Origin of the sequence: Streptomyces sp. NPDC058620 (assembly GCF_042717135.1) — a bacterium.
Taxonomy (GTDB): Bacteria; Actinomycetota; Actinomycetes; order Streptomycetales; family Streptomycetaceae; genus Streptomyces.
This window is the reverse complement of record NZ_JBHXQO010000101.1, coordinates 1-11,839: the sequence shown is the minus strand read 5'-3', so window position 1 is coordinate 11,839 and position 11,839 is coordinate 1. Positions and strand designations below refer to the sequence as shown.

The window sequence follows — 11,839 nt, the reverse complement described above, 5'->3', positions numbered from 1 at the left end:
CAGCAGACCGCCACCATCGCCAGCAGCGTGCGAATGTGAACACGACGGCCAAACCTCGGCCCTCGACGCGCACCACCAACCATGCACGAGCTCGTAAGGCTCGTCCCGTAAATGATCTCTGCCTGGTGTGGACGTGGGCGGTGACGAGTCCGACCGCGTGCCTGTCCGGCGAGGTTCAGGTTGTGCAGGCGGGCGATTCCGAGCATGGCGTGGTGGACGCCATCGCCCTTGAGACGGCAGTCGCGGAGGATCTTCCAGGTCTTCATGCGGGCGAAGACGTGCTCGACGCGGGCGCGGACCTGTTTGTGGGACTTGTTGTGGGCCTGTTTCCAGTCGGGTAGCTCTTCGCCTTTGCGGCGGCGGTGGGGCTTCACGAGCCCGGTGCCCGGATAGCCGCCGTCGGCGATCGTCATGGTGTTGCCGACGGCGGCCTTCGCACCGGACTCCTCCCATGCCTTGCAGTCGTTGCGGTTGCCGGGCAGGGGCCGGCCGACCAGGACGACGAGCCGGGTGTCGGCGTCGATGACGACCTGGTAGTTGGTGGAGTACCGGTAGTTCTAATAGGTCATCGGTGAACCCAGGCGCGTGAGTGCAAGGGCCACCAGGCGAGGTCGAAGCTTGCCGCCGTTTTGGGACTGGATCCCTCTGCTCAGACCGGCCCTGCCTCGCCTGTGCCCTGCCGGGCGGAGACCTTCGGTAGTTCCGGGGCCTTGACCTCTCGTCAAAGACCGGTCCCGCCCGGCAGACGCTCGAACCACCAGCTTTCATGTCCTCAGCCCGCCGGCAGGGGCCGACCTCTCATCAGTTCGCGAGCCAATGAGCTCTCCAGCAGACCGAGGTCCCTGCCGGTCGCTGGAGACACGAACGGCTCATGAGATGGCGTGCCCAGAGCACTTCTATTAGAGCGCCGCGTGCTCCGCACGGGACCAACCTGCAGGTTGATACGGAGGCACAGTGTTGAGCGAGATCTTCTGCGGAATTGACTGGGCGGAGGGGCACCACGACATAGCCCTGGTCGACCAGAACGGATCCCAGGTCGCCAAGCTACGGATCAGCGACGACAGCGCCGGCTTCCACGCACTGACCGAACTCTTGAGCAGGCACGGTGACTCCGCAGAGCATCCGATCCCTGTCGCTATCGAGACGCCACGCGGCCTCCTCGTCGCTGGCCTGCGGGCAACCGGCCGACAGGTCTACGCAATCAACCCACTGGCCGCGGCCCGCTACCGCGATCGCGCCAGCGTCTCCCGAGCCAAGTCCGACGCAGCGGACGCCCGTGTTCTAGCAAATATCCTTCGGACGGACCGGCACGCCCACCGCCCCCTGCCCGACGACAGCGAGGCTGGGCAGGCCATCGCCGTCCTGGCCCGCGCTCACCAGGACGCCATCTGGGACCGGCAACAGATGCTGAACCGGCTCCGGTCACACCTGCGCGAGTACTTTCCAGCCGCCCTCATCGCCTTCCACGGCCCCGGCAAACCCGGACTCGATTCGCCACGTGCCCGCGTCATTCTCACCGCCGCACCCACGCCGGCCGACGCTGCCAAACTCTCCCGCAGTCAACTGCGTGCGTTGCTCAAGCGCGGCGAGCGTCCACGCTGCGGAATCGAGGCTGAGGTCGAGCGGCTTCGGGCAATCTTCCGCGCCGACTGCCTGCGGCAGCTGCCGCAGGTCGAGCAGGCTATGGGACACCAGGCAGTAGCGCTCATCCGCCAGGTCGACGCCTCATGCAACAGCGTCGCTCAGCTCGCGACGGCGACGGAGGAGGCATTCCTCGCGCACCCAGATGCCGAAATCATTACCAGCTTCCCTGGGCTGTCTGTACTTTCCGGAGCACGAGTTCTCGCCGAGCTCGGAGATGACCGCGAACGCTTTGCAGATGCCCGCGCCATGAAAGCGTACGCGGGAGCGGCCCCTATCACGCGGGCCTCCGGGCACAGCCACGTCGTCGTGGCACGGACCGTCAAGAATCAGCGGCTGGCCTCAGCCGGGCACATGTCGGCCTTCGCAGCCCTTCGCACGCAGGCTCCACGCGCCCACTACGACCGACGGCGCGCTGGTGGAGAGCGCCATACGGCAGCTCTCAGGAACCTGTTCAACAAACTGCTCGGCTGCCTCTACCACTGCCTACAACACCGCACGCCATTCGACCCCGATCGTGCTTTCGCGGCACCCCTGGAGCTTGCCGCCTGACCGCCTACTTGACCTGCCGGCGACATGAGATGTCTTCGACTGCTCGGCGACACTGTGGTCGCGGGTGGGGACCAGGGTGCCGTCCACGATGAGCACGGTGTCCTTGCGGAACCGCTTGCGTTGCTGGAGCGCGAGCGATGGCCCGAGGTGGTCGATGATGCGGTCGGCCGCGGACTTCGCGATACCGAAGAGCGGGGCCAACTGGCGCAACGTCAAGTTCGTGCGCCAGTAAGCCGCCACCAGCAGCACCCGGTCCTCCAGCGGAAGAGACCACGGGCGGCCCTTTCAGCTGGAGCAAGAGCACGGTCACCTCCGGCGACTACAACGGTGACGGCAAGGACGACGTCGGCGTCTTCTACGACGGAGGCTCCTCGAGCACCGGCAACATCTCGTCGCTCTACACCTTCACCAGCAACGGCGCCGCATTCAACAACCCGCGCAAGACCTGGACCACCACGGGCGGCTTCACCTGGAGCGCCGGCAAGGTGACGTCGGGCGACTTCAACAAGGACGGCAAGGACGACGTCGCCGTCCTCTACAACGGGGGCAAGTCGGCCGACGACAAGTTCATCTCGTCGCTATACACCTTCACCAGCGACGGCACGGACTTCAATAGCCCGCGCAAGACGTGGACCAGCAGTGGCGCCTTCAACTGGAACGCTTCCAAGTTGACTGCAGGCGATTACAGCGGTGACGGCAGGGACGACGTCGCCGTCCTCTACAACCGCGGTACCACGGCGGACGGCGTCCACCACTCGGCCCTCTTCACCTTCACCAGCGACGGAACCGACCTCGCTGCACCGCGTGAGGTCTGGACGAGCACCGGCTCCTTCAGCTGGAACGCGAGCCAGCCGGTGTCAGGTGACTTCAACAACGACGGCAAGGATGACGTCGGTGCCCTCTACCGTGCCGGCACCAGTGCCGACGGCCGCCGTATCGACGCCCTGTTCACCTTCACCAGCACCGGAACCGACCTCAACTCCCCGGTGAAGCAGTGGACCGGCAGTGTGATCTGACCGCCCGCCCCGCCGGGTAAAGGCTGAGCATCCTGTGCCTTCCGAAGAGCTCCGCTCAGAAGGGGGAGGCACAGGATGGGTGGTGTCGGGGGCGGTGATGGGGTCTCCTTACCCCCGCGGCGTCAGCATGCGGTCCATGAGGTTCTTCGTAGCCCGCTGTACCTGAGGATCGAGGTGCTCCGCCTTGCTCAGAGCAAGCGGCCAGTGGAAGGTTCCCGCCACGAACACGAGCGTGCCGCTCTTGTCCTCACAGAGGCTGGTGTTCTGAATCCTGCGGCCCCGGCCCATGCTGTCGTTGTACGGGGACTCGGAAAGCAGGGTCTGTGTCGCGTTTTCGGGACGCGGCATGGACGGATCGAAGCCGTCGGCCTCGACAGCGACAAGGTCCGGCAGCTCGTCCCCGTCCCGAAGTCCGGTGCCGGACCAGAACCAGTGCTTGCTCTCGCGGACGACCAGCGGGACCGGGGCCTTGATCATGCCGTTGTACTGAACGCCCAGCAGACCCTGTTCGGCCTTGCGATGCTTCTTGCCGAGCGTCCGCCAGCGCTCCGTGGGGCCACCGGCCCCGGGAGTGGGGTCTGGGTCCTGCTTGTAGCAGGTCACCACGCGACCCGGCCGGCCGTCGGCAGCGGACTCGATGCGAATGTGGAAGTAGATGTTGTTGGATCCGAAGAACGCGAGATGGGTGCCGGTATCCACCGCTTCCTCAGCGCAGTCCCGCATCTTCTTGGACCAGTACTCGTCGTGTCCGGGAAAGATGATGACGGTGTACTGGGACGGATCGATCCGTCCCTCGTGCAGGTCCACGCTGCTCGCGTACGTGATGTCGTATCCGGCCTGCTCCGCCCACCGGGCGGCGCTGATGTCCATGTCGAACCAGGCGGGCGTCCCGGCCTCGGCGTAGGGCCGGTCGAACGAGACCTTGAAGGCGCGCTCTGGATTGCCGCCCGGCAAACCCTCGGCGGTGAACCCCCGGTACAGGTTCTTCCCGATGCGGCCGTCGGTGGGCCAGATGTTGTACGCCTGGTAGGTGGTGAAGGGCACGACCAGCAGAACATCGGAACGGCGCGTCGTGTCACGCACAACGAATGGGGTGTAGCTGCGATGACCGTCCTCGGACGTGAAGACGGCCAGGAACATCCCGGACACCCATGACTTGGGTATATCGAGAGTCCACGAAACGGGCCAGTCGCAGGCTACGAGCCCGGTGGTGGGATCTGCCTCCGGCTTGGCACGCGGCTCCACGCGCACCTCGCTGCGAGAAGTCAGCTGTCGGGCCCCCACACCGCCGTAGTGTCCGATGCGGTAGATCGCCACGGTGCATGCCTGTGCCACATGGGACGAGATGTGAAAGTCGAGGGAATCGCCAGGCGCCACCGAGGTCTTCGACGCGTAGCCCTGGATCTGGACCACCTTGTCGTCCGCGGTGGTAGTGGCGTCCCGGCCCATGGTCCAGGCGTCCGAGCCGGCCGCCTTGTTCTCCTCCACCACAGCGTTGTCGCCGGTCCGTGCCTCGGGACGCGAGAAGGCATGGGACTCGGCCGTGCCCCGCAACTGATAGCCGGCGACGGCAACAGCGCCGACCCCGATGGCACCTAGGGCAGCGCGACGAGACACCTTCGACACGGGACGAACCTCCGAGACCCGGACGCCAGGCCTCGTGCCTCACGCGTCACAGCTGTGTGTGACATATGGGCGCAGGAGGAGATTATGTGCGCTTCCTGTCAACGACAGGTCATCGTAAGGATATCCCGGACTGGAAGCGTAGACAGGGCGAGTGTGTGTTCCGCCACACCTGCGGTCAGCTGGAGGGATCGGCCGGATCGGAGGCCGGCGCTTCGGCTGGACGGCTGCCTGGTACCCACTGCGCGGAATCGGAGAACGTAAGCTCTCCGGGCAAATCCCTCTCCGGAAGGCGTCACACGTGAACTACAGAGTCCGGCCCACCGCTCAGGTCGACGACAGTGCCGAGATCGGCGACGGCAGCAGTGTCTGGGAACTCGCGCAGATCCGTGAAGACGCCCGGCTCGGTGCAGGTTGTGTGGTAGGCCGCGGTGCGTATGTCGGCACCGGTGTACAGATCGGCGACAACGTAAAGATCCAGAACTACGCCCTCGTGTACGAGCCCGCCGAGCTCGGTGACGGTGTCTTCGTCGGGCCCGCCGTGGTGCTCACGAATGACCACAACCCGCGTTCGGTGGACCCCGAAGGCAAGCAGAAGCGTGGCGGCGACTGGCAGGCCGTCGGTGTGAAGGTCGCCGAGGGCGCTTCCCTAGGTGCCCGTTCCGTCTGTGTGGCGCCGGTACGGATCGGGCGCTGGGCGATGGTGGCGGCGGGTGCGGTCGTCACGAAGGACGTGCCGGACTTCGCGTTGGTCGTAGGCGTACCAGCACGGCAGATCGGCTGGGTCGGCCACAGCGGGGTGCGGCTGACGGAGCGCGCGGGCGAGCCTGGTGTGTGGGAGTGCCCGCAGACCGGTACGGCGTACGAGGAGAAGGACGGGATCCTCACCGAGCCGCGCGGTCTGAAGCCGTGACCGAGCACCGGGATTCCACCACCGCGGACGCGACGCCTCCGCCCGAGTGGCTCATACGTCCATGCAGAAGAGGGTGACACCCATGGCGGGGAACGCCAAGCAGGCTGCCGGGCACATGCGGCTGGACTCGCTCACCGGGCTGCGCTTCTGGGCAGCGCTGGCCGTGGTGCTCTATCACCTGTCGCGGCAGGCCGGCCAGCTTCCCTGGATCAGTGATCTCGCCTGGTACGGGCGGAGTGGGGTCACCTTCTTCTTCGTTCTGTCCGGCTTCGTGCTGGCGTGGACGTACGACGGCAAATCCGTGCCTGCGGCCGTCTTCCTCTGGCGCCGGTTCGCCCGGATCTGGCCGCTGCTGGCCGTGTCGACCGTGGCTTCCATGGCCGTCTGGCGCGCACTGGGAACCGACTTCTCCCTGCGAGGGGCAGTCGCCACCCTGACCCTCGTGAACGCTTGGGTGCCCGAACGCCCCTATCTCGTGGGCGGAAATCCTGCCGCCTGGTCTCTCAGCGACGAAGCCTGGTTCTACCTGCTCTTTCCGGTGTTGCTGGCGCTGCCCCTGATGCGGAGCGCGCGGGGCCGTGTGGCCATCGCAGTTACCGTGTGCGCCGCCTCTGTGGGGGTCTGGCTGAGCGGTGCCCTGCTCACGGACTCACTGCTGCGGGTGTGGGCACTCGACTACTTCCCGCCGACCCGGACGCTCCAGTTCGTCCTTGGGGTCGCCGCCGGGCTGGCCGTGAAGCGGGGCTGGCGCCCGCCGGGCGGGCTGCACGTCGCCGTCGCGGCGGTTGTCGCCTGGCACCTGGTGCTGATCCCCTGGTCCCACGCCGTACCCGACAGCCTCTGGTACAGCCCGTACAGCGCGTCCCAGTTGCTGTCCGCGCCGCTCTTCGCACTGCTGGTCGCTGCAGCGGCCTCGGCCGACGTGGAACGGAGCCGGACCTTTCTCGCCGGGCCCGGCATGGTCAGACTCGGGCAGTGGTCTTTCGCGTGGTACCTGTTCCACGAGATCGTGCTGAGAGCCCTGGTGGGCGTGTACGGCAAACCGGAGGGACGGCTCGATACCGTCTGCATCTGGGGTGCCACGCTGGTGCTGAGTCTGGCCCTGGCTGCGATTGCTTACCATTGCGTGGAACATCCACTCGAACGCCTGCTACGTCGTCGAGGCCCAGGCGGTGCTGCCCGCTCTCGTACGGGACAGGCCGGGCCACAGGAGCCCGGGGAATACCAGCCAGGCGTGCACACCCTTTCCTCATCTCAACGTCAAGCGATTCAGAAGAAGAGCGTGCAATGAAAGTCATCAGCATCGTCGGTGCTCGACCCCAGTTGGTGAAGCTGGCTCCTGTGGCAGCGGCATTCGCCCGGACCGATCACCAGCACGTCATCGTCCACACGGGACAGCACTACGACGCGGACCTTTCGGACGTCTTCTTCGACGGTCTCGGAATCCCTGACCCGGATGTACACCTCGGCATCGGTTCCGGAAGCCACGGAGTGCAGACCGGATCGGTGCTCTCCGCGCTCGACCCGGTGCTGGAAGCGGAGAAGCCCGACTGGGTCCTGGTATACGGCGACACCAACTCGACGATCGCCGGGGCTCTTTCGGCGGTCAAGCAGCACCTGCCGGTGGCCCACCTCGAAGCCGGTCTGCGGTCCTTCAACCGCCGGATGCCCGAAGAGCACAACCGGGTGCTGACCGACCACTGCGCCGATCTACTGCTCGCGCCGACCGAGGAGGCCGTACGCCACCTCGCGTCCGAGGGGCTGTCCGAACGCACGGAGCTGGCGGGGGACGTCATGGTCGACATCTGCCTCCGCATCCGGGACGCCGTACGCGCGGGTGAACACGCGGCTCCAGCTCTGCCGGAGGGCATCGACCCCTCGAAGCCGTTCCTGCTGGCCACGCTGCACCGCCCGGACAACACGGACGATCCCGCGCGGCTGTCCGCGATCATCGACGCCCTCGCGGGCCTGCCCGTGCCCGTCGCCCTGCTTGCCCACCCGCGGCTCGTGGCACGCGCCGAGGCGCACGGCATCGAGCTGCGCAAGGGAGCCGTCCACGTCGGTCGGCCGCTCCCGTACGCAGGCCTCATCGCCGCCGTCCTCGCCTCGTCGGGCGTGGTCACCGACTCGGGAGGCCTCCAGAAGGAGGCTTTCCTCCTTGAGCGGATCACCACGACCATCCGGCCCGAGACCGAGTGGGTGGAAACCGTCCACACCGGTTGGAACGTCTTGGTTCCCGACCCGCATGAGATGGACCCGGCGCAGTGGGCCGCCACCGTCTCCCGCCCAGCACCGACGGGCGACCCGGGCACACCGTACGGCGATGGGCATGCAGCGGAAAATGTTGTCCGGATCATGGAAGAATGGAAAGGGGGCAGCCGGTCCGCGTGAACTACGCCGCACCATATTCGGTGCGAATACGCGTATATGTCACCGTGCTAGCGTCACCGCTTATGTCAGTGTCTCCTAGGTCGGGGCTGCCCACAAAAGGCACGCGACCTCATGTGATCTATTTCGCCATCGGATTTCCGCCGGCCGCAAAGAGCTGCGCCTACCGCATGCGCGAGACCGCAAACCAGTTCATCAACGTCGGCTGGGACGTCACTGTCGTCACCATCGCCCAGGATTCGTGGGAACTGGACTCCGGCATCGACCTCACCCTTCTGGAGCAGGTCGACCCGCGCGTGAAAGTGGTCGAGCTGCCGCTTTCGCGCGAAGACCTGGAGACGGACATCCGTCTCTTCGATGAAGCGCGGGCCCTCAACCCCACCAAGTGGGTCACCGAACTGCGCAAGCGCCAGGCCAGAACCTTCCCCGAGGCCAGCTTCGGCGAGTGGCGCGGGGTATTGGAACAGGCCGCGCTGGACATTCACCAGGAGCATCCTGCGGACCTACTGCTCGCCAGCTGTGTTCCGTACGTGAACCTGGCCGCCGCTTGGAAGCTGTGGGAGGAGGCGCGCGTCCCGTACGCCGTCGACTTCCGCGACGGCTGGTCCATCGACGTCATCGAGGGCACTGAGGCTTTCTCCCGGGAGTCCGAGTTGGGCCGCTGGGAGCAGGAGATCCTGGACCACGCTGTCTCCCTGTGGGTTGTCAACGACCCGATCGCAGAGCACTACCGTGCCCGCTACCCGAACTTCGCGGACCGCGTGCGGGTCGTGCGCAACGGTTACGACGCTGACAGCTCGCCAGGCCGTGCCCACAAGCCCGACCTTGATGCGGGACTCGTCTTCGGCTACCTGGGCACGGTGAACTTCACCGCAACGCACCTTGAGAAGGTGCTGGACGCCTGGCGCGCGGCGCGCGAGCAGGAGCCGTTGCTCGCCAACGCGCGTTTCGAGGTCCGCGGCCATATCGGCAACGGCGCGGGACGCGGGGCCACTCGGCACGCCGAGATACTCAAGGAGTCGGAGGCGGACGGAGTCCACTTCGGCGGACCCGCCTCCAAGGCCGAAGTGGCCGAGATCTACGCGCGCTGGGATGCCATGGTCCTCATCCTCATCGGGGGCCGCTATGTGACCTCCGGCAAGGTCTACGAGTACATGGCCACGGGTCTGCCCATCGTCTCCGCCCACGTCGTGGAGCACGACGCCTCGAACGTACTGCGAGGCCACCCGCTGTGGACCGGGGCCGTGGGGCTCGACGTCAACGCCATGACCGAGGCGTTCGTCAGCGCCGCCCATATGGCGGTCGACACGAGCGATGAGGCACATTCCAAAGCGATGGCCCACGCCGACCAGTACACCCGTGAGTCGCTCATGACGGTGGCGGTTCGGGAGCTTGTCGACCAGCTGACCGCGGACAAGGCCGAACACGTCAGCGCCGGGGGCACGGCTGCCCTCCCCGAGAAGTCAATCGTCACCGGAGGACCCGCGTCGTGACCGACGTCCTGTTCATCGCCACCAAGAGACCCCAACTGGGGCTTTTCGCCGACTCTCTGGTGAAGTTCCGGGAACGGGGCGCCAAGGTGTACCTCGCCGGCACCTTCCGTGTGACCTCAGTCGCCGAAGAACTAACCCACGCCGAACTCGACGGGGTCCACCAGCTGCCGCGCAATCTCAACAAGCGCAGTTCAGCCATGCGCCGCAAGGCCAAGAAATCCCCGCCGGGCATGCGCGTGTGGATGCAGTCGCATCGCGACCGCTGGCTGCGCCAGCAGGCCCGCACGGCCCATGTGATCGTGGCCCTGGACCCGGGCGCCGTCTACACCGTCTGGCGGCTCGCCCAGTACAACACCGCGGCCGAGGCTCATTTCGGCATCGCTCCGGCACTCAGAGCCGTGGACCGGCTCTCGGGCGGGACGCTCCGTCCGGCGGCGCTCCCGCCGGTCGGTGCCGTGGTCAGGGACGTGCGGCGCTCCGTCAGCGGCCTTCCCGCCGCGATGATGCGAGCCGCCACCTCGCGCCCCGTCATGCGCTCCTCCGTCGGAGCTCGGCTCTGGCGATCGGCCGTGGCCGTTCCCGGTATGCCGGGACCGGTCCGGGCGACGGCCTCACGCTACGTTGCCGAGGGCATGGAGGAGGCAGGACGGATCAGCGGTGCAGCCATAGCGCTCAGCGCAGCGGCTGCGAAAGTCACGGATCCCGCGCTCAAGGCCCAGCTGCTCCACGAAAGTGCCATGACCGAGGTCTCCAAGGGCATCAGCCCACGTGACCTCGGCAAGGCTGTCGACGGACACCTCGCCCACGCCGACGACCAGTACGCCAAGGGCTTGTACGAATCGGCGGCGGCGTCCCTGTATCGGGCGCTCTCACTCGGCTTCCACCGCGTCCTGCACATCGATCAGCTGAGCTCACCGCTGGCGAAGGACGCGGAGGGATTCGTCGCACCGCTCCAGAAGTCCCCCGCGTTCCGAGCAGTCGCACTGCCCCGCGGCAGGAAGACACCGCCCAAGAGCCCTCCGGCCGACCGGCCGCTGCGGTTGCTGGTGACTACCAGCAACAATGCCAACTTCCTCCAGCACATCCTCGCCCGGTACGAGGATCACCTCGGTGTCGAACTTCGGTTCCTGGACCTCGCCGCCCACAAGTCGCTCAAGCGCATCGCCTGGTCGGCGCCTCAGATACTCGAGGACCGACTGTCCGACGGTACGTCCGAGTACCAGAGGGATGTGGAACGGCTGATGCGTCCGCATCTTGACTGGGCGGACACGGTGTTCCTCGACTGGTCGGTGGGGCCGGCGGCCATGCTGACCACGATCGACCCAGGCGACACCCGGATCGTGGTGCGGCTGCACAGCTACGAGGCGTTCACCCGCTGGCCCCACATGACCGACTTCTCCCGGGTCGACGATCTCGTATTCGTCGCCCCGCACGTGAAGGATCTGGTGACGTCGCTGGTTCCGCAGCTGCACGAGGCGTCCGCACCCCGTATGCACGTCCTGGATAACGCGATGGAACTCCAGGGATTTCTCCGTCCGAAGTCTCCCGACGCGCGCTTCAACCTCGGCCTGATCGGGATCAGCCAGGTCGCCAAGGACCCGCGGTGGGCCGTGGAAGTACTCAACCGCGTGCGCGAGCACGACGAGCGCTACCGACTGCTCCTGGTCGGCAACGACATGAATCCGAAGACGAGCAAGGCCACCGCCGAGTACCTGGCGCTGCTGCAACGGGAGCTGAAGCCGCTGGTGGAGTCCGGCGCCGTCGTACGTCTGGGGCCCACCGACGACGTAACAGCGGCGCTCACCGACATCGGGGTCATCCTCAGCTCGTCGGTGCGCGAGGGATGCCACGTGGGTCTGATGGAAGGCGCTGCCAGCGCCGCGGTGCCGGTCGTCCGCGACTGGCCCTTCTACGCAGGGAAGCCCCACAGCGCCCGCACGCTCTACCCGGAGGGCTGGGTCGTGGCCTCGCCCGAGGAGGCCGCCAAGCGCATTCTCGAGGTCACCGCGACCGAGGAATCCTGGCTCGATGCCTGCAAGCAGGCCTCTGAGCATGCCGTCGGGACATGGGACTGGTCCGTCGTCCAGAAGCACTTCGACGAGCTGTTCCTGGGCTGACATCGGCCTGCGGGATTCGGACAGGACGGAGGGCCCACACCCCGTGGGGTGTGGGCCCAGCCTACTGTGCGCGCGGCGCCCCGGCGGCCGGGGCGC

General features: G+C 66.8%; 7 protein-coding genes and 3 pseudogenes. 7 read left to right on the top strand and 3 right to left on the bottom strand.

Translation table 11 applies throughout. The features are described 5' to 3' along the window. Positions 1 to 164 precede the first annotated feature (164 nt). A pseudogene (locus tag ACFWSK_RS36600) lies at positions 165 to 557 on the bottom strand (transposase); the annotation flags it as partial. Between the two features lie 400 nt (positions 558 to 957). Here ACFWSK_RS36600 and ACFWSK_RS36595 point away from each other — a divergent pair. After that, positions 958 to 2,193, top strand: a complete 1,236-nt coding sequence (locus tag ACFWSK_RS36595; RefSeq protein ID WP_383796182.1) for an IS110 family transposase — start codon at positions 958 to 960, stop codon at positions 2,191 to 2,193. Positions 2,194 to 2,226: 33 nt separating this feature from the next. Here ACFWSK_RS36595 and ACFWSK_RS36590 read toward each other — a convergent pair. Continuing rightward, positions 2,227 to 2,478: pseudogene (locus tag ACFWSK_RS36590) on the bottom strand (transposase family protein); the annotation flags it as partial. Positions 2,479 to 2,522: 44 nt separating this feature from the next. Between ACFWSK_RS36590 and ACFWSK_RS36585 the strand changes: the two are divergent. Next, positions 2,523 to 3,209: pseudogene (locus ACFWSK_RS36585) on the top strand (FG-GAP repeat domain-containing protein); the annotation flags it as partial. A gap of 108 nt (positions 3,210 to 3,317) precedes the next feature. Here the strand turns inward: ACFWSK_RS36585 and ACFWSK_RS36580 are convergent. Then, positions 3,318 to 4,835, bottom strand: a complete 1,518-nt coding sequence (locus ACFWSK_RS36580; protein ID WP_383796179.1) for a N,N-dimethylformamidase beta subunit family domain-containing protein — start codon at positions 4,833 to 4,835, stop codon at positions 3,318 to 3,320. Positions 4,836 to 5,133: 298 nt separating this feature from the next. On the opposite strand from ACFWSK_RS36580, the gene ACFWSK_RS36575 reads away from it, so the two are divergent. The 5 genes from ACFWSK_RS36575 to ACFWSK_RS36555 all read left to right on the top strand — a co-directional run bounded on the left by ACFWSK_RS36575 (position 5,134) and on the right by ACFWSK_RS36555 (position 11,743). Next, positions 5,134 to 5,745 carry an acyltransferase gene (locus ACFWSK_RS36575; RefSeq protein ID WP_383796176.1) on the top strand — a complete coding sequence of 204 codons (612 nt, stop codon included), beginning with the start codon at positions 5,134 to 5,136 and terminating at the stop codon, positions 5,743 to 5,745. An 82-nt stretch (positions 5,746 to 5,827) separates the two neighbouring features. Next, positions 5,828 to 7,036, top strand: a complete 1,209-nt coding sequence (locus ACFWSK_RS36570) for an acyltransferase family protein (RefSeq protein ID WP_383796173.1) — start codon at positions 5,828 to 5,830, stop codon at positions 7,034 to 7,036. Beyond that, entirely contained in the window at positions 7,033 to 8,136 is a 1,104-nt protein-coding gene (gene wecB, locus ACFWSK_RS36565; RefSeq protein WP_383796170.1) for a non-hydrolyzing UDP-N-acetylglucosamine 2-epimerase, read from the top strand. The genes ACFWSK_RS36570 and wecB overlap by 4 nt, the downstream gene beginning before the upstream one ends. Before the next feature lie 167 nt (positions 8,137 to 8,303). Then, on the top strand, positions 8,304 to 9,626 hold the full coding sequence (locus ACFWSK_RS36560) for a glycosyltransferase (protein WP_383796167.1): 1,323 nt from the start codon (positions 8,304 to 8,306) through the stop codon (positions 9,624 to 9,626). Beyond that, positions 9,623 to 11,743, top strand: a complete 2,121-nt coding sequence (locus ACFWSK_RS36555) for a glycosyltransferase family 1 protein (RefSeq protein ID WP_383796163.1) — start codon at positions 9,623 to 9,625, stop codon at positions 11,741 to 11,743. Before ACFWSK_RS36560 ends, ACFWSK_RS36555 begins: the two co-directional genes overlap by 4 nt. The last annotated feature ends 96 nt before the right edge of the window (positions 11,744 to 11,839 follow it).

What these genes read in the sequence shown, in the direction of transcription:
- wecB (WP_383796170.1), top strand. Translation starts at nt 7,033, where the DNA reads ATGAAAGTCATCAGCATCGTCGGTGCTCGACCCCAGTTGGTGAAGCTG.
- ACFWSK_RS36560 (WP_383796167.1), top strand. Translation starts at nt 8,304, where the DNA reads ATGCGCGAGACCGCAAACCAGTTCATCAACGTCGGCTGGGACGTCACT.
- ACFWSK_RS36570 (WP_383796173.1), top strand. Translation starts at nt 5,828, where the DNA reads ATGGCGGGGAACGCCAAGCAGGCTGCCGGGCACATGCGGCTGGACTCG.